Consider the following 25,032-nt stretch of genomic DNA (forward strand, 5'->3'; position numbering starts at 1 on the left):
TCCAAGCGGCCAAGAACGAGACCGGCCTGGACCACTACCAGGTCCGCCGGTTCGACGCCTGGCATCGGCACATCACCCTCGCGATGCTCGCCCACGCCTATCTGGCCGTCACCGCAGCTCACGCCCCGAAAGCCCAAGCGGCCTGGTCCGTCTCACACCCGCCGAGATCCGCCGTCTCCTGGCACACCTGACCACGACGATCATCAGACCGCTCGACTTCGCCCTTGCCTGGTCCGCTCGCCGACGCCAGGACCAGACCCGCGCCCGCAGCAGCCACTACTGGAAACGCTGGCTTAAACATCACAAAATCAGGTTGTAGTACTAAAGATCCAGTACTGGCTTCTCGAGTTCATTCCGGCGACCCGGTGCCATGTGCATTCCGGACCCGGCATCGTGATCGAAGTGCCTGATCACAACTATGACGAGCTCGCCCCCGCACTCGCGCAACGCGTTCAGGAGATAGTGGGTTGCCCGATCCTACGGGGCTGATGTCTTTGCGCCTCCGGCGGGGACTCGGCTCCGGGGTGATCGCGAAGGGTCAGATCAGGCAGGGGAGGACGTGAAGGAGATCACGTGCCCTACACGTGCCCTACGCGACGGGGACGCAAGGGGAGTCGCGGGGAATCGTGGCAGTAACGACGAATGGCCCCCGACCGCGTTCTAGCTGGTCAGAGGCCATCCCTCATGGTGTGGCAGGTGCAAGGTTCGAACTTGCGTAGGCTGAGCCGACGGTTTTACAGCGCGTGACCGTTCCTGCCCATGCAATGCACCTGACCTGCGGTGCCTTCTTGTTCGCCCGCCACAGTCAGCAAGATCATTACACGCATATTGCACGAGCCCTCGGCCCCGCCGCTTACTCTTCGCGGCTTTCGCCGAGCTTTCGTCCACAATGGACCAGTGCGAGGACCCTGGGTGCATGCTGGCCGACTCTGGACGAACGGCGATCCGTTTCTCGCTGTCGACGCTTCATTGCGCGGCGCGTGGCATGGGTTCAGCGACAACCAATACGACGACATTGTGGATCTTGGCCCGGAGGACACCAGCATCCCGGTCGGAGCCGGCTGGGCAGCCCTCGTGGGCGCGGACGGAGTCGTCCGCGATGACAGCTGGATGGAGGTCTTCCAAGCAGAAGACGGCGGCATCGCCGTCGTACAGGCATCCGGTCCCGACTACCCGCGTGCGCTGACTGAGGCCCTCCGCTATCCGGACACCGATGATGAAGACGGTGCTCCGCTCATCGTGCACAGCGGCGAGATCGCCTTGTTCAGCGCCGCGTGCGACGGCGCCGGACCACACTCGCAACCCCTGGTGCCTGCCCGACCAGGACCAGTGCCGCCGGTGCACGGACGACCATCGCACGAGGACGATCCAGGCCTTCTGATATCGACGACGTACACAACGTTCACGTTCAAGGTGCGCTGGTACACCCAGCTAGACGAAGAGGGCTGTTTCGCCCGGTGGCTGCTGACCCCTGCATGAACCTCGTGACCAGTAGGTACTCAAGTGATCGTCACCATCGTCACCAAGACAGCGCCGATGGGCGTTGGATCCGGTCACCAGTCACGGATTGCGGCACCGAGGAATCGTGCGCTCAGCATGTCCTCGGAAAAAGAGAAGCCGGTGATCTTCTTTGCCAGGGCAAACGACCGTGGGAAGGGGGCGTCGATGCCGGGCCCCTCCCAGGACAGGCCGACTTCGCGCATCTCGCTGACCAGGCGGTCGGGATCACTGCCCCAGCGTGTATCGGGAACCAATTGATCGAAGCGTATGACCTCTTCGCTGTCGACCGCGTAGACGAAATAGTCCGTGGCATGGAGGTTGCGATGGATCGACACGACCTCAGTCGACTGAGAAAGGCTGCGCAGTAGGAGCCTGTTGAGGCCGATCGATCCAGTCCAGAGCTGGATCAGCACGGTCCAGCCGTTTGTCTCGAGGGCGCCCACGTAGCTGGTGCGCATGTTGTCCGAGTCGATGTACGTCATTGTTCGTTCCTGGTGTTCTTCAAAGGTCACCTCCTCAATCCCGTTGCTGTCTGCACCGAGACGCGTCAACGCCTCACGAGGGCTGAGGGGTCGGGCGAAGGTTACACAGGAGACGTCATAGAACGGGCCGTACTTTGCGAGCCAGCCAAATTCTTCGTGCGAGTCCGTCACCTTAACTCCCGTGATCAGCTACATGCATGATGGCAGCCGTCACCGACAGGGGCAGCATTGCTCGCAGCACCTCGAAGACATGGGCGTGAGTGACAATGGGCACGGCCGGAGGGAGCGGGAGCCACGTTCTCCGGTGATCCAGGGTGAGGAACGAACCCTGGATCGTCGATCGCCCCCCAGCACGTACGGCGTCCAGCCATGCCGTGGCGATCGTAGGGCTGCATTTGTGCGGCGGTGCGGCAACCCCGGTCGGGGCGTTCGGTTGGTACGGCGGGGCCGGCGTGCGGTGCCCGGCCCGGTGTCCCGCCGCCGTCCGGGACCGGACCGGCCCCCAGGCCGCACGCCCGGACGGCGGGCGGGCGGAGGGCCGGGGGTACGGCGGCGCGCCGCGCCGCGGCTTGATCTCCTATAAGAACAATTCGGCAATGCTCAGCATGGTCTGGTGGTAGAACGCTCGGTGTGGCGGAGCGACGGGATCGGCTGAGGGCGCTGGGCGAGTTGCTGCGGCGGCTGCGCAAGGGTGCGGGTCTGACCGGTAAGGATCTCGCGCAACGGGCACAGGTGGCGCAACCTACGATCTCTCGGATCGAGACAGGTCAGCTCCTACCCACGCCGGAGACCGTTGAGCGGCTGGTCTCTGCACTGGGTCTCAATGAGGCGGGTCGGGCCGAGTTGGACGCTCTTCTCGTGCGGCTCCGGGATGAGGTGTCTCGGCTAAAGGGTGGCCTTGCCGGCCGAGAAGCGGCCAACGCAGCTCGGGGCCGGGCGGGGCGACGGGTGGTGTCGTTCCAGTCGGCAATGGTGCCGGCCCTCTTGCAGACCGCCGAGTACGCCCGGCTGGCGCTTGCGGTTGGTCGTGATGTCGACGAGGGTGACGCGGCCAAGGCTGCGGCGGTGCGTGTGGAGGCGCAAACGGTCTTGTTCGACTCGGCGCGAGAGTTCTCGTTCCTGTTGACCGAGGGCGCGGTGCGCACCTGGCCAGGCCCACCCTCGTTGATGTTGGCTCAGCTCGATCGGCTGGCCATGGTGGCCACACTGTCGCACGTGACCCTCGGTGTCGTGCCCTGGTCTGTTCGGGTGCCGGCGTTCCCTCTGCACGGATTCACGATCTACGACGGTTCGGTAAGCGTGGTCGAAACCTTGACGGGTGACCTCAGCTTCAGCGAGGCCGATGAGATGGCCACGCACATGGAGACCTTCGAGGCATTCGCGGCTGTGGCGGTGTACGGCGCTGCGCTGCGCCGACTGCTCGGGTCGGTGGCCGACGACTATCGAGAGCTGACGAGCCGTCCAGAAAAGTGACGCATTTATGCGTCGAATAGCTTGAGCTTCTTCTAGTGTCGCTCATACGCTGGCGCCATCCGATGTATAGCCCCCTAGACGACGGAGCTTGCCCATGTCGGCCTGGCGCTTCTCCCGCTACTTCCTCGGCTCCGCCCCGTCCATCACTGAGGCGCGACGCTTCGTAGTCGCACTTCTGCGAGGCTGGCCCGTAGTCGATGAGGCCGAACTCATCGTCAGCGAGCTGGCCACCAACGCGATACGTCACTCCGCCAGCGGGCGTTTCGGAGGACGGTTCCTAGTGAGCGTCCAAGCTCATCCGGATCGCCTCTGGCTTGGCGTACTCGATGAGGGCGGCCAGTCCTCACCCAAGGTTTTCCGACCGTGCCCGGAGGGCGAAGGTGGGCGCGGCCTGCTGCTCGTCGCCAGCCTGGCGGTCGACTGGGGTGTGTGGGGTGACGAACACGGCCGAACGGTGTGGGCCGTGCTGAAGGCGGGATCGCAGGCGGCGTCGTGCGTATGACCCGCTGTCTGTCGCCTCATGTTCCTCCGCCGCAGCCATCGTGCGTGAAGCTCGACTGGTACCCCGCTCGTACGGGCGAACGGCCTCGGACGGTCGCCTGGACGTGCGACTGTCCGGACGTCTATTACGAACTGTGCGAGTCTGGCGGCTTGGGCTTCATTCGGCGCGTCGCGAAGGAGCGACGGCGGATCGTCGTCGAGACTCATCGGGTACGGGTCGGCGAAGCTCAGGCCTTGTGGGTTGCGCTACTTTCGGGCATGGCTCGATGAGCCCGCGGGGTGTCCCCAATCGGCGGTCGGCGATTCGTGCAGTTAGTTCAAAAAGCGGCGAACCGGTCGAAATTGTACTGTCAAGGGGGATAGACGGCATACTGTCTAGGGGCCTAGACTCGCCCTCAGCGATCAGAGGGGGATCCATGCCGCCGGGTGACGTCGAGCGCATTGCCGCGATAGAAGACCCGTTCCAACTGCTACGGGTCGCTACGGAGCGTCTCAACGCTGCTCAGCAGGAGGTCGCCGAGCTCTCACGGCTACGGAGAAGGGTGATCCAAGAACTGCATGCCCAAGGGCTCTCGTACGCACAGATCGCTAAGGAAGCCGGCCTCACCAGGGGGCGGATTCACCAGATCCGGCACACCGGTCCGGCCCCCGAAGGGGCCTTCCTCGGCACGGGCACGATCATCCTGGTTACGCCGCTCAAGCGCGAGGCCACCAACGCCCGGCCTGTTGTCGCGATGGAGGATGTCACTGCGGCCAAGCGACTGGAGGACCTTGCCCGCGGCTTCGACCTGCCAGTGGAGTTGCAGCACGTCCCGCTTGGCGGAGAGATCGACATCAACCGGCCGAACCTTATCGTGATCTGCGGTCCCAGACTCTCGACCGTCATGGGCGCGCTGTACGAGTCGGATCCTGTTCTGGAGTGGGTCAAGGACGACGTCTGGACGTTGCGTGACAGCCGTACCGGCACGGTCTACCGCTCCGGTTCGGACAGCGAACCGGCTCGGGCCGTGGATTACGCCTACCTCGGTCGGCTCGGGCGTCCGGACGGCAAGGGCAACCTCCTGGTGTTCACCGGCATCCATCCTCAAGGCACGCTCGGCGTGGTGCAGCTCCTCCAAACCGAGGTCGCGACGCTGTGGGGACAGGTAGGCGACAAGCGCTTCTCCACCGTCGTGGGCGTTGAATACGACCCAGCCACTGGGGAACCGGTGAAGGCGGAGCTTGCCAGTCCGCTGTACCGGCATGAGGAGGACTGAGGCGTGCGGGTCACCTTCGCCACGGAAGCGGCACCCGGTTGGCCGAATGAGGACTTCGTTGCTGCGGCTCCTGATGCGGTCGTCCTCCTCGACGGCGCCGGCACTCCGCCAGGCTCGGACTCCGGGTGCTCGCACGGCGTGGCCTGGTACTCCCGCACTCTCGGCTCCACCCTCTTGACCGCCATGTCGCAGAGCGCCGGCACCTTGGCCGAATTGCTGTCCGTGGGGATCAAGTCGGTCTCGTCGCTCCATGACGGGACCTGCGATCTGGCTCACCCCGGGTCACCCTCGGCCACAGTGATCATGCTGCGCCGTGTCAACGACACCCTGGAGTGGCTGGTCTTGGCAGACTCCGTGCTCCTCTTGGACGTCGTCGAGGCGGCAGAGCCCGTGGTCGTCTGCGACGATCGCGAGGCCCAGGTTGGGGCGCTCCATCGCGCCGAAATGGACGCTCTCGACTCTGGCAGCGTCGAACATGTCTCGGCTCACCGGCGCTATGTCGAGACCCTGCGGTCGTACCGGAACCGGGACGGCGGCTTCTGGGTGGCTGCCACTGATCCTCTCGCGGCCGACCAGGCATTGACCGGCAGCATGCCCGCCGATCAGATCCGAGCCGCTGCGCTCCTCAGCGATGGCGCGTCTCGCCTGGTCGACCGCTTCCACCTGGGCACCTGGCGCCACGTCCTCGACACCCTCGATGAGTCCGGCCCGGACGATGTCCTCCGTCAGGTCCGCGCAGCCGAGCAGTCTGACCCGCAGGGCACGCGCTGGCCACGGGGCAAGGCCTTCGACGACGCCACCGCGCTCTACTTCCGGCTCTGAGGCTTACTCCACCCACCACCAGCCATTTCCCAGGTCGCCGGAAGGCTTGATCTTCGCCGGACCAGACAACGGAGCGCTACGCAACACCAACTTCCACCGCCGCGTCTGGGCCAAGGCGCTCCAGGACGCGGGCGTGCCGAAGATCCATTTCCACGATCTCCGACACACCGGGAACACCCTGGCCGCCAGCACGGGCGCATCCACGCGGGAACTGATGACCCGCATGGGCCACTCCAGCACTCGGGCCGCGCTCATCTACCAGCACTCCACCGACGAGCGTCAGCGCGAGGTCGCACGCAGGCTTGACGCCCTCGCACGCGGCGCGCTCACCAAGAAGCCATCGGGCACGTAACGGGCACGGGCCCAATCACAGGCCCCAGAAAGATCGAAAGCCCAGGCCGTTGACCTGGGCTTTCGTATGAGTGGAGCCTAGGAGATTCGAACTCCTGACTTCCTGCTTGCAAATGGGAGCCAGGTACCACCTGAAGCCCGCGTTGCCCAGTTCAGAGAGCAGTTCCCGAGTGTGATCGTGTAAGACCTCGTTGCTGTACTTCTCTGCTGTACAGCGCTGAGCACACGGCAGGACGCCCACAACTGATCCGTAGCATGGTCAGCGGCGTGGCGTATTACCGGCTGCGCCCCCACTTGAATCGTGATCAATGCGTGTGCATCGCGAGACGGTCGGATCAGATGCTTGCGGTGTGGATATGTGCAACGCGAGTGCCTTACCCGCCCCCGAAGGGCGGCTTGCCGAGCGGGTGGTCGCGCCGCAGTGACGATCACGATTGCATCGAGTCGTCAGGCGTGGGCGGCAGACGCGAGATGCACTTCGAATTCAAAGCAAGTAGGATCATGGGGTGAGTGACCCGGCACCTGGCCTGAATTCGGAGCAACTCGGTGCGTACTTCGCTCTGATGGAGGTCAGCAGCCTTCTTCAGTACGCGGTGGACGAGCACCTGCGCGCCGACGGTGACCTCAGTTACGTGCAGTTCCAGATCCTGGCGCGGCTGGTGGACGCTCCCGAGGGCAGGCTGCGGATGACGGATCTGGCCGACGGTGTCGTGTACAGCCGCAGCGGGCTCACCTACCAGGCGGGATTGCTGGACAAACGCGGCCTGATCACCCGCTCACCGTCGCCAGACGACGAGCGCAGTGTCGTGGTGACTGTCACCGACGCCGGCCGGGACCTGATCGCCCACGTGCTTCCCGGGCATGTCGACCGCGTCCGGCAGTTGCTGTTCGAACCGATGACCGGCAACGACCTCACCGCCCTCAGCACCGTTCTCGGTCGTGTCCGCGACCACATGCGGGCCACCCCGCCACGGTCCGCCAAACCCCGCGCCGGACGCAACCGAACCGACTGAAGGGCGGAGAGAGGGATGGACCGAGCACTGCTGGCGGACTTTCTCCGGGCACGGCGGGAGAGGCTGCAGCCGGAGGACGTCGGGCTGCCCCGTGGCTCACGGCGTCGTACGGGCGGACTGCGGCGCGAGGAGATCGCGGTGCTGGCCGGCATGTCGGCCGATTACTACAGCCGGCTCGAGCAGCAGCGCGGTCCGATGCCGTCCGAGCAGATGCTCGCCGCCCTGGCGCGGGCGCTGAACCTCAGCCCGAGTGAGCGGGAGCACTTGTTCGCCCTCGGCGGGCACTCGGCTCCGCGGCGCTCCTTGCGCGACGAGCAGGTCAGTCCGGCCATGAGGCGCATCGTCGAGCGTCTCTCAGGCACGCCTGCGATCGTGTTGTCCCGGTTCGGCGAGACGCTGTTGCAGAACCAGTCGGCGGTTGCCCTGCTCGGCGACTACACCCGGTTCAACGGCATGTCCCGCTACCTGGTCTACCGCTGGTTCACCGACCCGGCGCAGCGCGCCCTCTATCCCCCCGAGGACCATGCCCTCCGCAGCCGGGTCTTCACCGCGGAGATCCGGGCGGCGTACACCGCCGACCCTACGGGCACAGCCGGCGAGATCGTCGACGCGCTGCTGGCGGTCAGCCCCGAGTTCGCCGAGGTCTGGCGGCGGCACGAGGTGGATGTCACCCACCACCACGATCTGAAGCGCTACCGGCATCCGGAACTGGGCGAGCTGGAGCTCTACGGCCAGCGGCTGGTGGATCCCGACGAGGGCCAGGAGTTGCTGGTCTTCCTGGCGCAGCCCGGCTCACCGAGCGACGAGAAGCTCCAGCGCCTGATCACGATGAGCTGAGCCCGCCTCGTTATCCACGGACTGTTTGTCCGTGGATAACGGTGACATTCACCCGGCTTCCGGTTCGCGCCATGCTTGATCGGTCGGACCGGGAAGGTGGTGAGCAACGTGGACCGGGAACTTCTGGAGCACTTTCTCCGGGCGCGCCACAATGAGGTTGGGGGCGATCATGCCGGCCCGGTCATGACGCGCATCGTCGAGCGTCTGCCGGACTATCCCGCGATGGTGTTCTCCCGGTGCGGCGAGGTGCTGTTGCAGACTCGTCCGGCGATTGTTCTGTTCGGCGATTACACCCGGTTCGGCGGAACGTCGCGCTATTTGGTCGACCGCTGGTTCGCCGACCCGGCGGCGCGCGAGCGCTACCTCGTCGAGGTGGGCGTCACCGGTCACTGGCACCTCCGACGCTACCGGCATGCCGACCTGGGAGAACTGGAGCTATGCCGACAGCTTCTGGTGGATCCCGTGGAGCACCAGATGCTGCTGGTCTTCATGGCCGTCCCGGGCTCTCCAAGCGACGAGAAGCTTCGCCGCCTGACGGTCGCGGGCGACTAGGCCCCGGCGACTGTCGGCCGGCTCACACCGTACAAGAGTTGCTTCGAATTCGAAGCGTGCTATGGTCACGATGTGCTTCGAAAACGAAGCACATCACGATGGAAGAGACGAGGGCTTGTGATGAAGGCAGTGCGTTTCCACGAGTACGGCGACCCGAGCGTCCTGCGTTACGAGGACGTCGAGCAGCCCGTCCCCGGCGCCGGGCAGGTGTTGATCCGGGTCGCCGCGACGTCGTTCAATGGGGTCGACGGCAACATCCGCGCCGGTTTCATGCAGGGTCCGATCCCGGTGACGCTGCCGCACACGCCGGGCATCGACGTGTCCGGCACGATCGCGGCGCTGGGCGAGGGCGTGACCGGCATCCAGTTCGGTGACCAGGTCGTAGGGTTCCTGCCGATGGTGACCGATGGCGCGGCCGCGGAGTACGTCGTCGCTCCGGCCGAGATTCTCGCTCCGGCGCCGACCAGCATCTCCTTGGCCGACGCCGCCGCGCTACCCATCGTGGGTCTCACCGCGTGGCAGGCGCTGTTCGACCATGCGAAGCTGGCGGCCGGCCAGCGCGTGCTGATCAACGGCGCGGGCGGCGCCGTCGGGGGCCACGCCGTTCAGCTGGCCAAGAACGCCGGCGCGTACGTGATCGCCACGGCCAGCCCCCGCAGCATCGAGCAGGTCAAGGCCACGGGTGCCGATGAGGTCATCGACCACACCACCACCGAGGTGGCCGCGGTGGTGAGCGAGCCGGTTGACGTCGTGCTCAACCTCGCCCCGATCAACCCGGCGCAGTTGGCCGCGCTGCTCACCCTGATCCGTCCCGGCGGAGTGCTGGTGAACACCACGGTGTGGATGCCCGCCCCCAGCGACGAGCAGCGCGGCGTACGCGGTATCGACCTGTTCGTCCGCAGCGACGCCACCCAGCTGTCCCACCTGGTCGCGCTAATCGACTCCGGCGAGCTGCACGTCGACGTCGCCCAGCAGGTCCCCCTCCCGGAGCTGCCGGCCGTGCACGCCCAGGCCGCCGCGGGTGCACTGCCCGGGAAGACCGTCATCGTCGCCCCCACCGCCTGACGCCGCCCAATGAGGCCGACCCGGGCCACCTTCGAAGCACAACCCATGACAGGAGAAACCTCGATGTCTCACGACAATGTGATCACGGTGCTCGGCGCGACCGGCACGCAAGGCGGCGCGGTCGCGCGGGCGCTGCTGACCGACGGCGAATTCACGGTACGGGCGGTGACGCGCAACGCCGCGTCGCCCAAGGCGCAGACTCTGGCCGGGCTCGGCGCCCACGTGGTGGAGGCGACCCTCACCGACGAGGGCAGCCTTCGCCGGGCATTCGACGGGGCATACGGCGCGTTCCTGGTTACGCCGTACTGGGAGCACCGTTCGCCCACCCGGGAACTGGCCGAGGTGGAGAACCTCATCAGCGCGGCCCAGGCCGCCGCCCTGCGGCACGTCGTGTGGTCGACGCTCGAGGACACCCGCGAGGCGATCGCGCCCGACGACACCCGGATGCCGTTCATCGGCGACGGCTACCGGGTGCCGCACTTCGACTTGAAGGGAGGGGCCGCCGACGCCCTGTTCGCCAAGTCCGGCCTGCCCACGACGTACATGCTGATGTCCTTCTACTGGGACAACCTGCTCGGCCTGGCCAAGCCACAACGCGACCCGGACGGGACGCTGGCCTTCCATCTCCCGCTCGGCGACACGGCCATCGCGGGCGTCGCCTCCGACGACATCGGCCGGCTGGCGCTGCGCGTGCTGCGCCAGCCGTCGCAGACGATCGGCGCCACGGTTCCCGTGGTCGGCGAGTACCTGACCGGCGAGCAGATGGCGGCGGCGCTCAGCACGGTCCTCGGTGAGCCGGTGGCCTACCGCCCACCCACCCACGACCAGTTCCGCAGCGTCGGCTTCCCCGGCGCGGACGAGCTGGGAAACATGTTCCAGTACTACACCGAGTTTCCCGGGTCCTATCTCGGCCGCCGCGACCTCGACATCGCACGCGCGTTCAACCCCGATCCGCTCACCCTGACCGACTTCCTGGCCGCGCATCGTGCCGAACTCGCGGCCTGACCGACTTCCTGGCGACTCGGAGGAGCCCCGATGACCAGCACCGACCTCACCCCGTCCGCCCGCCCGGAACCGCCAACTATGCGCAGGCGGGCGCCTCCTTCCAGCTCGCGGCGCCGGTCGACCCGGCCGGGGCGTTCACCGCCCGCTCGATCGACGACGTCGTCCGCGCCGTCGCCACCGCGCGGTCCGCGCGACCCCGGCAGCCTCATCCTCGTCGTGACGAGCGCAGCGCATACGGCACAAATGATTAATCACGCATCGCGACACCAAAGGATATCGACATGAGGACGCCAATACTTATCAGCTCAACGGACGACACCGTCTCGATCACGGTCCAACAGCGAAGCTCAGTGGCCCCCAGCAAAGCTTTCCGAATGATCGTCCCAATCGACCTCACGTCCGTCTTCCACCGGGTGGCACCATTCCCCGGTGTCAAGAGCGTGGCGAACCAGACCGAAGAATGGGATCACGTCGGTCCGACCAGGAACCCTCAGTTCGACGACGGATCGCAAGTCGACGAACAGTTGACCGAATACACCGAAGGTTCAAGTTTCGCATATCAACTGACGGGGTTCACTAATGTCCTTTCCCGCCTCGCCGCCGGCGTCAGAGGTGAATGGAACTTCAATCCCGACGGCGATGGCACGCTCCTCCGATGGACTTACGAGTTCAAGCCGCTTCCGGGACGTCGCTGGATTCTCGCCGGCCCGTTCGCGCCCCTGTGGCGCCGATACATGGTCGCCGCCCTTGCGCGCTGCGTGCGAGCGGTCGAAGCGGCACAAGGCAACTCGTAGGCGACCCCAGGATCCCGCTTCGCCGACCGGCGAATGCCGGTTCCCGAAGTCCTCAGCGTCACCGCCGCCGCATCCGTGCTCGCCGCGGTGGCCAGCCCCCCCGCCGCATCAGGGACCGCGGGAGCAGCAAACCTGCTGCTGGTGGTCTGGGTGCCGCTCTACCTGCGCACAAGTGCACCCATCAACCGCCTGCTCACCGCGGCCGCCGACACCCACGAAACTCCCGCCGACGCCCGCACCTGGCAACGGGACTGGGACTGGGACTGGGACTGGGACCGCATCATCGTCCCCAGAGCCGTCCTGGGGTCGCAGCAACTTCGCCAACCGGCTGTTCCGTCCGGCGACGGACGGGCAGCTGGTGGCGAAGGGGCCACGAGTCCGACACAGGATCATGCTGGACGTTGACGGCCGTCAGGCGGTGCGCCGCGGTAGGCAGACGATACAGGCACTGGAGGACCGGGCGGCGGAGGCGTGGCTACCGGTCGTCGAGGGCCTGACGCCCCATGACCTGAAGCACTCGCACAAGGTGTGGATGGACGAGGACCTGATCCCGGACGTGGCGCAGGCGAAGCGACTTGCCCACTCCATCGCGTCGATCAAGGGCAGGGCCACGCACATCTCGGACCGCTACTCGCACGTGTCGGAGCCGATGCGCCAGCAGCTCGTGGCGGTGCTGCAAAAGCGGTGGGAGGGCTCGCTGCGTCGGAGGGCCAAAACCGGCCCTTCGAGGCTTCCGATATTGCAGGAGCTTCTGCGGCCGTACCTGCGCCCGTGGGTGGTGTCCTCCCAAATTCCTCCCATCGGCGGCGCGGAGATCATAGAAATGAGAAATGACCAGGCCGTTTAGCCTGGTCATCGCCCTTCTGATCTTGTGGAGCCTAGGAGATTCGAACTCCTGACTTCCTGCTTGCAAACGGGAGCCGGTCACGACCCGGAGAGGCTTCGGCCCTGCTCAGGCATGTGCTGGAGGGACGTCAGGGTGAGCCACAGTGCAGCCCCGTTGCTGTACTTCTCTGCTGTACAGCAACCTCTATGTCGGCCCGGGAAGTGATCTCGCCCCCGCATCCGGTCGCTCCCCACTCACTACTGCCCCTTCGGGCTCAATAAGTGTCCAGGAGTGCCACTCGGTAGCACCGAATGGCACAAGGCAGTAGACTTCAGATGTGAGCACTCCTGAGCCTGACCGCTCCCATGAGATATCTCAACGCGACCTGCGTAACCGGTCAGCGGAGATCATGGATGGCCTGGAACGTGGAGAGCGGTACGCCGTTACCCGTAATGGCCATCACATCGGTGATCTGGTCCCTCTCCGCCGCCGACGCCGGGCGGTTTCGCGTGCCGAGTTCGCCGCCGTGTCGCGTGGCATGCCCCGGCTGGACGACCGTAAATACCGCGAGGACATGGACCGCCACGTCAACGATGATCTCTACGATCCTTACGATCGTGCATACGGCAGACGCGAATTCGCTGAGGACGAGGGATGACCCACGCCCTAGGGCTGCTCGACACCAACATCCTCATCCTGCGCGCCGGCATCGATCCCGACGAGCTCCCCGATGAGATGATGATCAGTGCCATCACCACCGCGGAGCTCTCGGTCGGCGTCTTGGTGGCGACAGGGCCGCAGGAACTCGCTCAGCGAATGAAGATCCTGCAGACCGCCGAAGCCGAATTCGATCCACTTCCCTTCGACGACACTGCAGCCCGCGAGTACGGCCAGTTGTGGACGGCCGTCATCGCCTCAGGGCGCAAACCACGCCCCCGCGCTGCAGATCTGATGATTGCCTGTGTGGCAATCGCGAACCGGCTCCCTCTGTACACCTGCAATCCCAAGGATTTCAAAGGTCTGGACCACCTGATTACGGTAGTTCCGGTCACTCGCCCCCAGTGAATGCCGCAGAGGGGCCTTGTGGCAGCTGTGCAAGATCGCAAAGGCCACTTCCCGATCATGGGTAGTGGCCTTTGGCTTGGAGTGGAGCCTAGGAGATTCGAACTCCTGACTTCCTGCTTGCAAACAACGTTAGGTCAATCCACCTACCTGGGCCAAACCTGTTTGACCTGGGGAAATGGGAAAAATGATGTTGACCGATCGGTGTTGATCGTGGCTCACTCCTCCCAAAAACCTCCCACCCTCCACGCCGTGATCTTCGTCGAATAGAGGGCAATCGATCAGGGGCTGGTTTGAGCAGCGGCTGACGGCGCGGAGAGCCGCTGAGGCAATAGCGGCACCGACGTCGCGGCCTTCGAGGCCCTGCCATGTCCGCTCCGCACGTCGATCGTTCAGCAACCGCGCGAGGGAACCGGCTGAGCTCAACGGCCTCAGTTGTCCCTCCGCACGGGTAACACTGCTCCGGCGGTGTTGTGATGTGCTGCTCGTGACTGCATCTGTTCTTCCTCGGAACGTTCGATGTGCGGCACTCCTCAGTGCGGCGATGGCGTCGCTGGCGGTCGTCGCCGGTTGTGGACAGCCGTCCGCCGGTCTCGCGACTTCTGCGAGTTCGAGCACTACCACCACTCCGCCGCCGATCACCGTGTCGTCCGTTGTGGACGGTCGGACCGTGATGTTATCGAACGGTGCCAGCGTGCTGGTGCAGGGACACCGTGCGGTCGTGGCCGGACGGCACCGTCCATGGCTGCCCGTCCATCCACGCCGCGACCGAGCACCCGGACCCCACCAGCCGGGTGCACGCCTTCGCTCGCGAGCAGAAGATCCTCATGCTCACCCTGGTGACCGGTCTTGTAGCCGAACTCGGCATTGCCTGTGATCGGCCGTCAGTCCCGCGGCGCCAGGTAGCCGCGGGAGAACGCGGCGGCCACGGCGGCTGCGCGGTCGTTGACGCCCAGCTTCGCGTACACGTGCAGCAGGTGCGTTTTGACCGTCGTCTCGCTGATGAAGAGTCGCTTCGCCGCCTCGCGGTTCGTCGAGCCCTGGGCGATCAGCTCCAACACCTCCAGTTCGCGCTGTGACAGCGGTGCCGGGGCCGGTTTGCGCACCTGTCCCAAGAGCCGGGTCGCGACGGTGGGGGAAAGCACCGCCTGCCCGCGTGCCGCAGCCTCCACCGCGCGGACGAGTTCCGCCCTCGGCGCCTCCTTGAGCAGGTAGCCGGTGGCGCCGGCTTCGATGGCCGGCAGCACGTGGCTGTCCGTGTCGTACGTGGTGAGCACCAGCACCCGTGACGGCACCCCGCGCTTCGCCAACTCCCTGATGGCGGCGACCCCGTCAGTCCCGGGCATCCGCAGGTCCATGAGGATCACGTCGGGGCGTAGGCGCTCCCCGGCCGCGACCGCTTCCGCACCGTCAGCGGCTTCGCCGACCACCTCGAAGCGCGGATCGGCGCCGAACATGCCCCGCAGCCCGTCCCGCACCACCGGGTGGTCGTCGACGATCAGCAGCGAGATCAACTCCCGCTCCCGACAGGGATCGCCGGCACCGTCACCGTGATCGCGGTGCCCCCGCCCGGCTCGGACTCGACGTCCAGCTGCCCCGCGAGGAGCTGCACCCGCTGCCGCATGCCGGCGAGCCCGAAGCCCCCGTCCGCGGAGCGGCCGGCGCGCTTGGTGTCGGGCAGGAAACCCACTCCGTCGTCCAGCACGTCGAGCGTCACCAGGTCCTCCATGTACGACAGGGTCAGGGAGACCCGATTGGCTCGTGCGTGCTTGGCGACGTTGGCGAGAGCCTCCTGCGCGGTCCGCAGCAGTGCCACCTCGACGTCGGTGTGCATCGGCCGGGCGTCGCCGGTCGTGATGAGCACCGCCTCGACGCGGTTCACCTCCGACCAGCGCTTGGCCACGTCGCCGATCGCGTCCGGGAGGCGCGCCTCCGCCAGTGCGGACGGCCCCACCGCGTGCACCGTCCGGCGGGCCTCGGTGAGGCTCTCGCGGGCCAGGTCCATCGCGTTCGCCACGTGCCGGCGCGACACCGCCGGTTCGTTCGACGCCTGCTCGGCGGCCTGGAGCTGGGTGAGGATGCCGGCCAGCCCCTGAGCGAGAGTGTCGTGGATCTCCCGCGCCATCCGCTGCCGCTCGTCGAGCACGCCGGCCTCGCGGGCCTGCACCAGCAGTTGAGCGTGCAGGCCCGCGTTCTCCGCCAGTGCGGTCTCCAGCTGGGCGTTGGCCTTGTGCAACTCGACCAGCGCCCGCTTCTGCCGGTGATTGCGCCGGTCGGACATCACGTCGGCGTAGAAGCCCGCCGTGGCCATCACCGTGGTGAGCGCGCTGACGGCGGGCCACTTCCACCACTGGTCGGCCGTGATGTTGGCCGACCCTCCCACGTAGGAGACCGCCGAGACCGCGGACGTGACGGCCACGCCAACGTACCGCCACCGGCCCCTCAGGTACTGGAAGGCGTGCACGTAGCCGATGAAGGCGAAGAAGCCGAACCAGGGCGTGAGCAACACCAGGCAGGCGGTCACCGCCACGAGCCCCGTGTAGTACAGGCCCATCAGCGGGCCGTTGCCGTGCAACTCCGGATGGAACGTGTGGAACCACATCACCCACGCGGTGAGCAGGGTGGAGAGCCCGAGCACCCCGGGGAGGTGTACCTCCGCGTTCCAGAGCGGCTGCAGCAGAGTGAACACGACGCTGACCGCGAGCAGCGGGTACGGGAGCACTTTCAGGACCGTGGTCTGCTTGCGCTCCCAGCAGTCGAACTCCTCGCGCAACTCGGCCTCGACACTCACGATCTGCTCCCAGCGGAACTACCTCCTGGCCGGGATACCGGCGAGGATCGCCCACCCCAGCGCCACGGCCAAGTGCAGCGGCTGCGGCCAGTGACCGGCCGTGGCGTCCTGCAATGATTGCACGCCCGCGCCCAGCGGGGTGAACGGCTGGTACTCGCACCCGTCGGGTGTCTGCGAATACCAGCCGCTCGACTGTTGACCTTCGCAGTCGGCTCACCGCAGCGAGATCGGGTACACCGTCACGCGGGGCAGCCGCAACCTGAAGTTGTGCTACACCACTGCCCGTACGGCGGGCATACGGCGCAGAGCGCCCGAGATCGCCCAGCTCCCGGCCGCGGCGAGCACCAGGGTCAGCAGGAACGTCGGCACGGGTGCCGCGTCGAGTGATTGAAGCACCGCCACAGCTCCGACGATGACCGGCGCGTGCACGAGGTACACGGTGAAGGCGTTGTCGGCGAGGTAGCGGCTGAACCGCGACGTACCGGCGACGAAGCGTTCGAACACGCGCAGCAGGACCAGGATGACGCCGACCGCGAACAGCGACTCCCACAGGGCGAGAGCCAGGTGGGCGAGGTCGTGACTGGCCAGGGCGCCGGACGACCCGAAGCCCCGGTAGCCGCCCAGCGCCATCGGCACGAACGACACCACCACGAAGAGCACGCCGAACCAGCCCGATCTCCGCGGAAGCGTCGCGAACCAGCGGCGGCGGTAGGCCGCGACACCGGCGGCGAAGAGCAGCACGTACTGGGGCATGTAGGCGGCGTCGGGCAGTCCGAGCACCGGTTCATAGGTGCTGAGAGGGACAAAAATCCGCCACGCATAGGTAACCACGGCGAGGACGAGCACGAAGGCGAGCAGATCCCGCCGCCGCAACGGTCGTGACCGCACTGGCTCCGCAGTCGTGCGTAGGTGCCGTGACAACGCATACGCGAGCGAGAAGATCAGCAGCATTTCGAGGAACCAGGCGGGCCCGACCTCCCAGGAGGTGAAGTAGTAGACCGCGAAAGATGGCCGGGTCGCGGCCGGCAGGTCGAGGTAGGTCGGCAGGATGAAGAACGGCCGCAGCAGCACGATGAACCCGAGGAAAGGAATCCCGAGCCGCTTCAGGCGCTCGACCGCGAACTTGCCCGGCCCTTTCCGGTCGGCCGCGCCGGGTACGAAATATCCGGACAGCAGGAAGAAGAACCCCATGAAGAACGTCTGGTTGACCAGGAGCAGCAGGTCCAACGGCAGCGCGGCGGTCGACGAAGCAGGCTGTTGCCAGTTGGGCCAGAGGTCGAGATTGCTGTAGGGGGCCGCAGAGTGGTGCGCGACCACCAGGAAGGTCAGGAAGATGCGGAGGTTGTCGATGTAGAAGATGCGTGCCGGGCGCGAAGTGCGGACGACGTCAGGTTGTGTTCTCACAGGGCAGTACATCCCGTCAGCTCGACCTGGGAGAACTGGAGCCGCGACGGGCACCCCGGGATAGCGAGAGCGGCTCCCGTGTCAAATCCGAAGATCTCGCCCTGCTCGACGGCGAAGCCAACCCCGTGCACCGCGGTGTGGTCGCCGTAGCGCTTGATGAGGCCGTGTACCTCGATGATCGCCATGTGCAAGAGCCTGCCGCCCGCGGGGGCGCGCCGGATCGACCACGCGGGCGGGGATCACCGCGGACGCGGTGGACCCCTCCATCCTCCGATCGGAGGATGGACGGCAGGGCGGCGACGTGCTCGCAGCCCGGTTCGCCGGCCGGCACCTGCCGGCGGTGGTAGACGATCCTCCGGCGGGCGCCAGGAGAAGAAGCGGGAACCCGCCGGGTTCGGCCGGGCACTGCTGCGATACCGGCGGGCGTCCGGCTCGTCGCAAGTCGACATCGCGGATGCGTCGAGGAGTGAGCGTCCGCCTCCCGTACTGCGGCCGCAGACAGGCCTGCACCAAGGGGTATCCGGCCGCTCATCGCCCGCCGCGGCGTCGACCACGGCTCCGGATTCGGCGTGCACCGATGGGTCGTCGAGCAGCCCCTGGCTCTGCTGCACTGGTTCCGCGCCTGCGGATCCGCCGGGAGATCCGCGACGACATTCACAAAGCCTTCCTCAGCCTCGCCTGCTCGATCATCTGCTGGCGACGCCTCCAACACCTTTTGCCGCGCGATCGACGGGCGGTCGCGGTTCCACGATTCGAGGTCCACGCCTCGCTCACGTTCTCGGCCAGTTCGCGCGTGTATCGCCGCAGAGTCGTACTGCAAGACCTGCTGGAAGTCGATGACCGCCCTGGCGGTGTTCCTTTCCTACGGGGCAAGTGCGGTAAGGCTCGACCGGGCGGCCGGAGTGGAACTCATCTGAGGACTCCGTCAGACACGGGCAATGTGCGAGACGCTCGATCGCTTGTGTTCGAGGTCGCGGGAGCATCGGCGAGGCCGTGCGCAGAAGCCCTGGGCAGGAACACCGCTTCGCCGGCAGTCGGAGGAACAGCGTCGCCGACCGGCGGCATCAGCCAGCATCGACCTTGCCGCACGACGAGGAACCCCGCGACGGCGACAAGGGAATCCGGAAAACCGGTCGTCGGCGAAGTTCTTGGCGGTACGGGCCTGCGGCTGAGCGTGCGCGCAGACGCAGTGGCAGCCGGTCGGCACCTGCCGCATCGATAATGATCCGCAGACGGTGGTAAGGCCGGAGCTTGCGGTGAACAGCGTGGAGAACTTCATAGTCGCCAACGCATCTGTTGTGTCCACGATCAGGGCTGCCCAGACTTGGGCGCGGTCCATAGTCGTTGACCATGTGAGTGAACAACACCCTTGTGGTTCCGGGGCGGTTACAGGGCGCTGCGCATGATCAGCAGCTGGTCGGCGAACGACGAACGGGCCGATGCGGCGGCCTGTCGCAGGTCGATATCGCCCCGCGATGCTGCTGTTGCCGGCGAACTCGGATGGGCGTCACTGCTCGGTGATGTTGGGGTTCGGTTCGAGGATGGGGGTGGTTGCGGTCCAGCTGGCGAGGATGTCGATGGCTCGTCGTGAGGGTGATTCCGGTTCGGTGGTGTAGATGAACAGGGTGGTCTCGGGGTCGCCGGGAAGGGCGAGGGTTTCGTATTCGACGGTGAGGTCTCCGACGAGGTTGTGGCGGAGGCGTTTGGAGCCGTGGGTGCGCTGGTGGACGCGGTGTTGTTCCCACCATTGGTCGAATTCGCGGCTGTGTTCGCGTAGTTCGGTGACGAGGTCGGTGGTGACGCGGTCGTCGGGGTGGCGGCCGACTTCGAACCGGAGGCTTTCGACGGCGGCGCGGGCTTGGTCGGGCCAGTCGAGGAAGAGGGCTCGGGCGTCGCCGTCGAGGAACATCCAGCGGGCGTAGTTGCGGTGGGCGGCGGGGAGCTGGTCGAAGTCGGTGAAGAGGGCTTTGGCCATGCGGTTGGCGGCGAGGATGTCGGTGCGGCGGCCGAGGATGAGGGCGGGTTCGCCGTCGAGGGCGTCGAGGAGCTGGTAAAGGCCGGGGCGGACGCGCTGGACGTCGTGGGCTCGGCGGGGGGTGGGTGTCGAGGTCAGGCCGATGAGGTCTTTGAGGTGGGCACGTCCGGCGGCGTCGAGGCCGAGGGCGCGGCCGATGGCTTCGACGACGGCGGCGGAGGGAGTGATGCGGCGGCCTTGTTCGAGGCGGGCGTAGTAGTCGGTGGATACGCCGGCGAGGCGGGCGACTTCTTCGCGGCGGAGGCCGGGTACGCGGCGGACGCGTCCGTCGGGGGGCAGGCCGGCGCGCGCGGGGTCGATCTCGCTGCGGGCGCGCCGTAGGAAATCGGCGAGTTCTTGGTTGGTTCTGTTCACGGGTTCGAGTATCCCTGAGCTGGCGCGGTCCTGGGTGGACCGGCGAGTCCTAGGTTCCGAAGACCGCGCCTCCACAGGGCGCGAGATAGGCCCCCAATGGGGTTCGCGGCGGGTCACTCTTGAAGCACGCCACCACGGGAACAGCCCGGAGGCGCATCACCGAAATCGTGAGCAAAGGACGACCATGAGTTTCCCGACGGATCGACCCGCGACCTGGTTCGTGACCGGTACCTCCCGCGGTCTGGGCCTGGAGCTGGTCACGCAGCTGCTCCAGCGGGGCGACCAGGTCGCCGCGACGACCCGTTCCACGGAGCGGCTGCTGGCAGCCCTCGGTGACCGCGTCGACACTTCGCGGCTGCTGCCGCTGACCGTCGACCTGCGTGATGACGAGCAGGTCCGGCAGGCTGTCCGCCAAGCCACGGAGCGGTTCGGCGGGCTCGACGTGGTCGTCAACAACGCTGGCTACGGCTACCTGGCCGCCGTGGAGGAGACGAGTGCCCGCGAGGTTCGCGACATGCTCGACGTCCAGGTCGTCGGGGTGTGGAACGTATTGCGTGCCACGCTGCCGGTCCTTCGCGAGCAGAAGAGCGGTCATGTAGTCAACGTGTCGTCGATTCTCGGGCTGACCGCGGTTCCGGGCTGGGGCCTCTACTGCGCGGGCAAGTTCGCGCTCGAGGGTCTCACCGAAGCGCTGGCCCAGGAGATGGCCGACTTCGACGTCAAGGTCACCATCGTCGAGCCCGGCTACTTCCGCACCGATTTCCTCACCACCGACTCGCTCGCGCTGCCCGCCTCGACGACGGATGCGTACCCGGGTCTGCGTGAGATGACCGAGAACCACCTGAAGCTCCAGGGCAACCAGCTGGGCAACCCGGTCAAGGGCGCGGAGGCGATCATCCGCCAGGTTGCCAGCGGCGAGGGCCCGCTGCGCCAGCTGCTCGGCTCGGACGCCCACGCCTACGCCACCGCGAAGGTCGATGCCCTGCGCGCGAACCTCGAGGCCACCGCGCAGACCGCCGACGCCACTGACTTCGCCGATGCCTGAGAATTCGCCGTTTGTCACAGAAAGGACAAATCGTGCGCAAAATTCTGATCGTCATGTCCGCCGCCGGCATCTGGGAACGCAACGACGGCTCGGAATACCCGACCGGGTACTGGGCCGAAGAGCTCGCTGCGCCCCACGAGAAGTTCGTGCAGGCCGGCTTCACGGTCGACTTCGCTTCCCCGGGCGGCGTTCTGCAGCCGCTCGACGCCCACAGTGCCGACCCGGAGATCGCCGGCCCGGACTGTGCGCACTACGTGGAGCACGCCGCGCGGGCCCTGAGTGAGTTCGGTCCGCTGCTCAAGCTGGACGAAATCGACATCAACCACTACGTCGCTGTGGTCATCCCCGGCGGGCACGGTCCTGTGGTCGACCTCTACCAAGACCGTGACCTCGGCCGCCTGCTCACCGAGGCGGACGCGGCCGGGAAGATCATCGGGGCCGTTTGCCACGGCCCGGCCGGCCTTCTGTCCGCCGTGGACGAGAACGGCAAGTGGCTGTTCGCAGGTCGGGAGATGACGGCCTTCACCGACGAGGAGGAGCAGAGCTTCGGCACTGCGGAAGGCGCTCCGTGGCTGCTGGCCAGCACGCTGCGTCAGAAGGGTGCGAAGCACTCCGGGGGACCGGCGTACCAGGCGTACAACATGCAGGACCGGAACCTCTTCACCGGCCAGAACCCGGCCTCCAGCGCCCCCATGGCCGAGGCCATGATCGGCGCGCTCAAGTAGCAGTGCTCACCAGCTAGCCGGGAAGCCGACAGCCTGCCCGCCACTCGGTCTTTCCCCAGCTGCCGCAGTTTGTGCTGCCCGCCCCACTGGTCCGGGAGCGGCGCCACCAACCCCATCCGTCGGCTGATGATCCCCATCACGATCGCTCAGGAAGAAGCGTGGAAAACGTGGTCACATCTCTGCCTCAACCCGATGCCGTTGAACGTGTCGAGAAGGGCTTGTTCATCGGCGGTCGATGGCGATCGGCATCCGGCGGGGGTAGCTTCTCGGTGGAGGATCCGGCCACCGGGCGGACACTGTGCGAGGTGTCGGAAGCGACCCCGACGGATGCGCTGGCCGCCCTTGACGCCGCAAGTGCCGCACAGACGAAGTGGGCTGCGGTACCCCCGCGCCGGCGGGGCGAGATCCTTCGGCGTGCCCACGATCTGCTGATCGAGCGCATTGACGAGTTCGCGTTGCTGATCACCCTGGAGATGGGCAAGTCACTGGCCGAGTCCCGGGCGGAGGTCGAGTACGGCGCGAACTACTTGCGCTGGTTCGGTGAGGAAGCCGTCCGGATCGACGGAAGCTGGAAGGTCAGCGAGGACGGCACCGCCCGAGTACTGGTCACCCGTCAGCCGGTCGGGCCCTGCCTGCTGATCACGCCTTGGAACGCGCCGCTGGCCATGCCGGCCCGCAAGATCGGCCCGGCCGTGGCCGCCGGCTGCACCATGGTTGTCAAACCCGCGCAGCAGACACCCCTGACGACGGCTGCGTTGGCGGCGCTTCTGACCGAAGCCGGCCTGCCCAGTGGCGTGCTCAACATCGTTCCCACCACACGAGCCGCCGCGATCACCGAGTCCCTCCTCCTGGACGGCCGGCTGCGCAAGTTGTCGTTCACCGGCTCCACGCCCGTCGGCCGCACGTTGCTGTCCCAGGCAGCCGACACCGTCTTGCGGACCTCGATGGAGCTGGGGGGCAATGCTCCGTTCATCGTCTGCCGCGACGCCGACATCGACGCCGCAGTCGAGGGTGCGATGACCGCCAAGCTCCGGAACGTCGGTGAGGCCTGTATCGCCGCCAATCGCTTCCACGTACACGCCGACGTCGTCGACGAGTTCAGTGAGAAGCTCGTCGCGCGCATGAGCACCATCACCGTCGGACCCGGCACGGACCCTGCCTCCGACCTCGGGCCGATGATCGACGCGCGCCAGCGACGCAGGGTCGCGGACCTGGTCGACGAAACAGTCGACGCGGGCGCCCGGGTGCGCACCGGCGCTCGGGTTCCCGAGGGACCGGGCTACTTCTACCCGCCCACCGTACTCACCAACGTCCCCGCTGGCACTCGCATCACACGCGAGGAAATCTTCGGCCCGGTCGCGGCCATCCAAACCTTCATCACCGAAGCCGAAGCCCTGCACGACGCCAACAACACCGAGTTCGGTCTCGTGAGCTACCTCTACACCCAGGATCTGGGTCAGGCGCTCCGGATGAGCGAACAGCTCGAAACGGGCATGGTGGGTCTGAACCGCGGCTACGTGTCCGACCCGAGCGCTCCCTTCGGTGGCATGAAGCAGTCCGGCATCGGCCGGGAAGGTGGTAACACCGGGATCGACGAATACCTGGAGCAGAAGTACGTAGCCATCCACATGGGTACTCCCCAGTGCGGGGACAACGGTGCCCTCTCCGCGGCAGCGCCGATCCGATCCGGCGTCGGTGGGCCGGAGGGCGGGCGATGACCGGCAGCACCGTTTTCGACTCGTTCTTGTTCCGGGACTTGTTCGGGACAGCCGAGATGCGGGCTGTCTTCTGTGACCGGGCCTACGTGGACCAGGTTGTTCGCGTCGAAGTCGCCTTGGCGCAGGCAGAGGCACGAGTCGGTGTCATACCGCGCCATAGTGCGGACGTGATCGCGGCATCGTGCGACCCGGCGCGACTCGACCGTGATCGGCTTCGCCGCGACACAGAGACGGTCGGATACCCGATCCTGCCCATCGTCGAACAACTCGCTGAGCAATGTGGTGACGTCGGCGGATATGTGCATTGGGGAGCCACCACCCAGGACATCATGGACACGGCGACAGTTCTCCAGTGCGCCGAGGGCTTGACCCTGGTCTCGGATGCGCTCGATCGCCTGCGCGCGCACTTGCGCCATCTGGCCGCGGAGCATATCGACACGGTCACCGCCGGCCGGACTCATCTCCAACACGCCCTGCCCGTCACCTTCGGCTACCGGGTGGCCGTCTGGTTGTCCGCGCTGGACCGCCATGCCGATCGGCTGACCGCTGTGCAGGAGCGGGACCTGATGGTGCAGTTCGGAGGAGCAGCAGGAACCCTGGCTTCTCTCGGCCCAGGCCCGGCCGGCCTTCGGGTACGGGCCGAACTGGCCGCGGAACTCGGCCTTCGCGACCCCGAAATCACGTGGCACGTCGCGCGGGACGGCCTTGCTGAGATTGTCGGACAGCTCGCGGCGATCGGTGCTTCGGTCGGCAAGATCGGCACCGATGTCGCGTTGATGTGCTCGACGGAGTTCGGCGAACTTGCCGAACCATTCGTGCCGGGTCGGGGGACAAGTTCCACCATGCCCCAGAAACGCAACCCCATCTCCAGCGAGCTCATGGTGGCAGCGGCGAAGCTGCTTCGTGACAAGTCCTCCGCCATGCTCGACGCGATGATGCAGGACTTCGAGCGCGCCACCGGGCCCTGGCACGTCGAATGGGCCGTGATCTCCGAGGCATTCCTCCTGCTCGCCTCATCGCTTTCTCAGGCTGAGCAGGCGATGGCCGGTCTGCATGTCGATGCGGAGCGAATGCGAGCCAACCTGGGCTTGACTGGCGGGCTCATCGCCGCGGAAGCCGTGATGATGGCACTCGCACCCGAAATCGGCCGTCAGCACGCCCATAAACTCGTCTACGCTGCCTGCAGTCGAGTACGAGATACCGGCACTGAGCTGGCCGTCGAACTGCGAAAGGACCCGGATGTCGCGGCAATCCTCGGCGACGACCGGATCGACGCGCTCTGCCACCCCGCCGGTTACCTGGGAAGCGCCCGGGCCATGGTCCGTAGCGCAGTGGGGGTTGCCGCGGAGCGAACCGACGCGGAGGACCGAGACGGCTTTCGTCAGTTCAAGATGTGCGAATAGGCGCGATCGGGACAGCTT

General features: G+C 66.6%; 26 protein-coding genes, 2 tRNA genes and 3 pseudogenes. 22 read left to right on the top strand and 9 right to left on the bottom strand.

Annotated features, from left to right (window positions below; genetic code table 11):
• Positions 1-191: pseudogene (locus tag EJK15_RS07245) on the top strand (IS701 family transposase); the annotation flags it as partial.
• 494 nt (positions 192-685) lie between these two features.
• Here EJK15_RS07245 and EJK15_RS70275 read toward each other — a convergent pair.
• Positions 686-759: transfer RNA gene (locus EJK15_RS70275), tRNA-OTHER, on the bottom strand.
• Between the two features lie 153 nt (positions 760-912).
• Here EJK15_RS70275 and EJK15_RS07250 point away from each other — a divergent pair.
• Complete coding sequence (locus EJK15_RS07250) at positions 913-1,479, top strand: hypothetical protein (RefSeq protein WP_206060702.1); 567 nt, start codon at positions 913-915, stop codon at positions 1,477-1,479.
• Between the two features lie 74 nt (positions 1,480-1,553).
• Here EJK15_RS07250 and EJK15_RS07255 read toward each other — a convergent pair whose 3' ends face one another.
• Positions 1,554-2,153: a DUF6461 domain-containing protein gene (locus EJK15_RS07255; RefSeq protein WP_138709607.1), complete on the bottom strand. Its 600-nt coding sequence runs from the start codon at positions 2,151-2,153 to the stop codon at positions 1,554-1,556.
• A 459-nt stretch (positions 2,154-2,612) separates the two neighbouring features.
• Here EJK15_RS07255 and EJK15_RS07260 point away from each other — a divergent pair, with 459 nt between their 5' ends.
• The 13 genes from EJK15_RS07260 (at position 2,613) to EJK15_RS07320 (ending at position 12,498) form a co-directional block, all read left to right on the top strand.
• Positions 2,613-3,455: a helix-turn-helix domain-containing protein gene (locus tag EJK15_RS07260; protein ID WP_171074159.1), complete on the top strand. Its 843-nt coding sequence runs from the start codon at positions 2,613-2,615 to the stop codon at positions 3,453-3,455.
• 94 nt (positions 3,456-3,549) lie between these two features.
• Positions 3,550-3,957 carry an ATP-binding protein gene (locus EJK15_RS07265; protein ID WP_138709609.1) on the top strand — a complete coding sequence of 136 codons (408 nt, stop codon included), beginning with the start codon at positions 3,550-3,552 and terminating at the stop codon, positions 3,955-3,957.
• 415 nt (positions 3,958-4,372) lie between these two features.
• Complete coding sequence (locus tag EJK15_RS07270) at positions 4,373-5,212, top strand: sigma factor-like helix-turn-helix DNA-binding protein (RefSeq protein WP_138709610.1); 840 nt, start codon at positions 4,373-4,375, stop codon at positions 5,210-5,212.
• A 3-nt stretch (positions 5,213-5,215) separates the two neighbouring features.
• Positions 5,216-6,034 carry a protein phosphatase 2C domain-containing protein gene (locus EJK15_RS07275; RefSeq protein WP_138709611.1) on the top strand — a complete coding sequence of 273 codons (819 nt, stop codon included), beginning with the start codon at positions 5,216-5,218 and terminating at the stop codon, positions 6,032-6,034.
• Positions 6,035-6,080: 46 nt separating this feature from the next.
• Entirely contained in the window at positions 6,081-6,386 is a 306-nt protein-coding gene (locus tag EJK15_RS07280) for a tyrosine-type recombinase/integrase (RefSeq protein WP_240776810.1), read from the top strand.
• 505 nt (positions 6,387-6,891) lie between these two features.
• On the top strand, positions 6,892-7,398 hold the full coding sequence (locus EJK15_RS07285; protein ID WP_138709613.1) for a MarR family winged helix-turn-helix transcriptional regulator: 507 nt from the start codon (positions 6,892-6,894) through the stop codon (positions 7,396-7,398).
• 15 nt (positions 7,399-7,413) lie between these two features.
• Positions 7,414-8,235 (top strand): helix-turn-helix transcriptional regulator, encoded by an 822-nt coding sequence (locus tag EJK15_RS07290; RefSeq protein ID WP_138709614.1) that lies wholly within the window; start codon positions 7,414-7,416, stop codon positions 8,233-8,235.
• Positions 8,236-8,334: 99 nt separating this feature from the next.
• Positions 8,335-8,787 carry an MmyB family transcriptional regulator gene (locus EJK15_RS07295; RefSeq protein ID WP_138709615.1) on the top strand — a complete coding sequence of 151 codons (453 nt, stop codon included), beginning with the start codon at positions 8,335-8,337 and terminating at the stop codon, positions 8,785-8,787.
• A 120-nt stretch (positions 8,788-8,907) separates the two neighbouring features.
• Positions 8,908-9,852, top strand: a complete 945-nt coding sequence (locus EJK15_RS07300; RefSeq protein WP_138709616.1) for an NADP-dependent oxidoreductase — start codon at positions 8,908-8,910, stop codon at positions 9,850-9,852.
• Between the two features lie 63 nt (positions 9,853-9,915).
• Positions 9,916-10,857, top strand: coding sequence for an NmrA/HSCARG family protein (locus EJK15_RS07305; RefSeq protein ID WP_138709617.1), 942 nt, complete (start codon positions 9,916-9,918; stop codon positions 10,855-10,857).
• 281 nt (positions 10,858-11,138) lie between these two features.
• On the top strand, positions 11,139-11,651 hold the full coding sequence (locus EJK15_RS07310) for an SRPBCC family protein (RefSeq protein WP_138709618.1): 513 nt from the start codon (positions 11,139-11,141) through the stop codon (positions 11,649-11,651).
• Between the two features lie 33 nt (positions 11,652-11,684).
• Positions 11,685-12,056: a hypothetical protein gene (locus EJK15_RS07315; RefSeq protein ID WP_138709619.1), complete on the top strand. Its 372-nt coding sequence runs from the start codon at positions 11,685-11,687 to the stop codon at positions 12,054-12,056.
• Complete coding sequence (locus EJK15_RS07320; protein WP_138709620.1) at positions 12,043-12,498, top strand: hypothetical protein; 456 nt, start codon at positions 12,043-12,045, stop codon at positions 12,496-12,498. Before EJK15_RS07315 ends, EJK15_RS07320 begins: the two co-directional genes overlap by 14 nt.
• A 25-nt stretch (positions 12,499-12,523) precedes the next feature.
• On the opposite strand, the gene EJK15_RS70280 is transcribed toward EJK15_RS07320, so the two are convergent.
• Positions 12,524-12,595 (bottom strand) — tRNA-Ala (locus tag EJK15_RS70280).
• Positions 12,596-12,814: 219 nt separating this feature from the next.
• Here EJK15_RS70280 and EJK15_RS07325 point away from each other — a divergent pair.
• Both EJK15_RS07325 and EJK15_RS07330 read left to right on the top strand, forming a co-directional pair.
• On the top strand, positions 12,815-13,135 hold the full coding sequence (locus EJK15_RS07325) for a type II toxin-antitoxin system Phd/YefM family antitoxin (RefSeq protein WP_103957053.1): 321 nt from the start codon (positions 12,815-12,817) through the stop codon (positions 13,133-13,135).
• Positions 13,132-13,542 (top strand): type II toxin-antitoxin system VapC family toxin, encoded by a 411-nt coding sequence (locus tag EJK15_RS07330; protein ID WP_138709621.1) that lies wholly within the window; start codon positions 13,132-13,134, stop codon positions 13,540-13,542. Before EJK15_RS07325 ends, EJK15_RS07330 begins: the two co-directional genes overlap by 4 nt.
• Before the next feature lie 881 nt (positions 13,543-14,423).
• Here the strand turns inward: EJK15_RS07330 and EJK15_RS07340 are convergent.
• The 5 genes and pseudogenes from EJK15_RS07340 to EJK15_RS77445 form a co-directional block, all read right to left on the bottom strand.
• Positions 14,424-15,053 (bottom strand): response regulator, encoded by a 630-nt coding sequence (locus tag EJK15_RS07340; RefSeq protein ID WP_138709622.1) that lies wholly within the window; start codon positions 15,051-15,053, stop codon positions 14,424-14,426.
• On the bottom strand, positions 15,050-16,330 hold the full coding sequence (locus EJK15_RS07345) for a sensor histidine kinase (RefSeq protein ID WP_138709623.1): 1,281 nt from the start codon (positions 16,328-16,330) through the stop codon (positions 15,050-15,052). Before EJK15_RS07345 ends, EJK15_RS07340 begins: the two co-directional genes overlap by 4 nt.
• A 270-nt stretch (positions 16,331-16,600) precedes the next feature.
• Positions 16,601-17,734, bottom strand: coding sequence for an acyltransferase family protein (locus tag EJK15_RS07355; protein WP_171074160.1), 1,134 nt, complete (start codon positions 17,732-17,734; stop codon positions 16,601-16,603).
• A complete protein-coding gene (locus EJK15_RS72640; RefSeq protein WP_206060703.1) occupies positions 17,731-17,919 on the bottom strand; it encodes a hypothetical protein in 189 nt (62 codons plus the stop codon). Before EJK15_RS72640 ends, EJK15_RS07355 begins: the two co-directional genes overlap by 4 nt.
• Positions 17,920-18,643: 724 nt before the next feature.
• Positions 18,644-18,850: pseudogene (locus tag EJK15_RS77445) on the bottom strand (cupin domain-containing protein); the annotation flags it as partial.
• A gap of 77 nt (positions 18,851-18,927) precedes the next feature.
• Between EJK15_RS77445 and EJK15_RS77450 the strand changes: the two are divergent.
• Positions 18,928-19,140, top strand: a pseudogene (locus tag EJK15_RS77450) (hypothetical protein); the annotation flags it as partial.
• 101 nt (positions 19,141-19,241) lie between these two features.
• On the opposite strand, the gene EJK15_RS07375 reads toward EJK15_RS77450, so the two are convergent.
• Positions 19,242-20,123: a helix-turn-helix transcriptional regulator gene (locus EJK15_RS07375; RefSeq protein WP_138709626.1), complete on the bottom strand. Its 882-nt coding sequence runs from the start codon at positions 20,121-20,123 to the stop codon at positions 19,242-19,244.
• A gap of 184 nt (positions 20,124-20,307) precedes the next feature.
• On the opposite strand from EJK15_RS07375, the gene EJK15_RS07380 reads away from it, so the two are divergent.
• The 4 genes from EJK15_RS07380 (at position 20,308) to EJK15_RS07395 (ending at position 25,014) form a co-directional block, all read left to right on the top strand.
• Positions 20,308-21,168, top strand: a complete 861-nt coding sequence (locus tag EJK15_RS07380; RefSeq protein ID WP_138709627.1) for an SDR family NAD(P)-dependent oxidoreductase — start codon at positions 20,308-20,310, stop codon at positions 21,166-21,168.
• Between the two features lie 32 nt (positions 21,169-21,200).
• Complete coding sequence (locus EJK15_RS07385; RefSeq protein ID WP_138709628.1) at positions 21,201-21,893, top strand: type 1 glutamine amidotransferase domain-containing protein; 693 nt, start codon at positions 21,201-21,203, stop codon at positions 21,891-21,893.
• Between the two features lie 167 nt (positions 21,894-22,060).
• Positions 22,061-23,611 carry an NAD-dependent succinate-semialdehyde dehydrogenase gene (locus tag EJK15_RS07390; RefSeq protein WP_420847027.1) on the top strand — a complete coding sequence of 517 codons (1,551 nt, stop codon included), beginning with the start codon at positions 22,061-22,063 and terminating at the stop codon, positions 23,609-23,611.
• Positions 23,608-25,014: a class-II fumarase/aspartase family protein gene (locus EJK15_RS07395; RefSeq protein ID WP_138709630.1), complete on the top strand. Its 1,407-nt coding sequence runs from the start codon at positions 23,608-23,610 to the stop codon at positions 25,012-25,014. Before EJK15_RS07390 ends, EJK15_RS07395 begins: the two co-directional genes overlap by 4 nt.
• Positions 25,015-25,032 lie beyond the last annotated feature (18 nt).

Source organism: Nonomuraea basaltis, from assembly GCF_005893125.1.
GTDB lineage: Bacteria > Actinomycetota > Actinomycetes > Streptosporangiales > Streptosporangiaceae > Nonomuraea > Nonomuraea basaltis.

What these genes read in the sequence shown, in the direction of transcription:
- EJK15_RS07265 (WP_138709609.1), top strand. Translation starts at nt 3,550, where the DNA reads ATGTCGGCCTGGCGCTTCTCCCGCTACTTCCTCGGCTCCGCCCCGTCC.
- EJK15_RS07270 (WP_138709610.1), top strand. Translation starts at nt 4,373, where the DNA reads ATGCCGCCGGGTGACGTCGAGCGCATTGCCGCGATAGAAGACCCGTTC.
- EJK15_RS07290 (WP_138709614.1), top strand. Translation starts at nt 7,414, where the DNA reads ATGGACCGAGCACTGCTGGCGGACTTTCTCCGGGCACGGCGGGAGAGG.
- EJK15_RS07300 (WP_138709616.1), top strand. Translation starts at nt 8,908, where the DNA reads ATGAAGGCAGTGCGTTTCCACGAGTACGGCGACCCGAGCGTCCTGCGT.
- EJK15_RS07305 (WP_138709617.1), top strand. Translation starts at nt 9,916, where the DNA reads ATGTCTCACGACAATGTGATCACGGTGCTCGGCGCGACCGGCACGCAA.
- EJK15_RS07310 (WP_138709618.1), top strand. Translation starts at nt 11,139, where the DNA reads ATGAGGACGCCAATACTTATCAGCTCAACGGACGACACCGTCTCGATC.
- EJK15_RS07315 (WP_138709619.1), top strand. Translation starts at nt 11,685, where the DNA reads ATGCCGGTTCCCGAAGTCCTCAGCGTCACCGCCGCCGCATCCGTGCTC.
- EJK15_RS07320 (WP_138709620.1), top strand. Translation starts at nt 12,043, where the DNA reads ATGCTGGACGTTGACGGCCGTCAGGCGGTGCGCCGCGGTAGGCAGACG.
- EJK15_RS07330 (WP_138709621.1), top strand. Translation starts at nt 13,132, where the DNA reads ATGACCCACGCCCTAGGGCTGCTCGACACCAACATCCTCATCCTGCGC.
- EJK15_RS72640 (WP_206060703.1), bottom strand. Translation starts at nt 17,919, where the DNA reads ATGGCGATCATCGAGGTACACGGCCTCATCAAGCGCTACGGCGACCAC.
- EJK15_RS07380 (WP_138709627.1), top strand. Translation starts at nt 20,308, where the DNA reads ATGAGTTTCCCGACGGATCGACCCGCGACCTGGTTCGTGACCGGTACC.
- EJK15_RS07395 (WP_138709630.1), top strand. Translation starts at nt 23,608, where the DNA reads ATGACCGGCAGCACCGTTTTCGACTCGTTCTTGTTCCGGGACTTGTTC.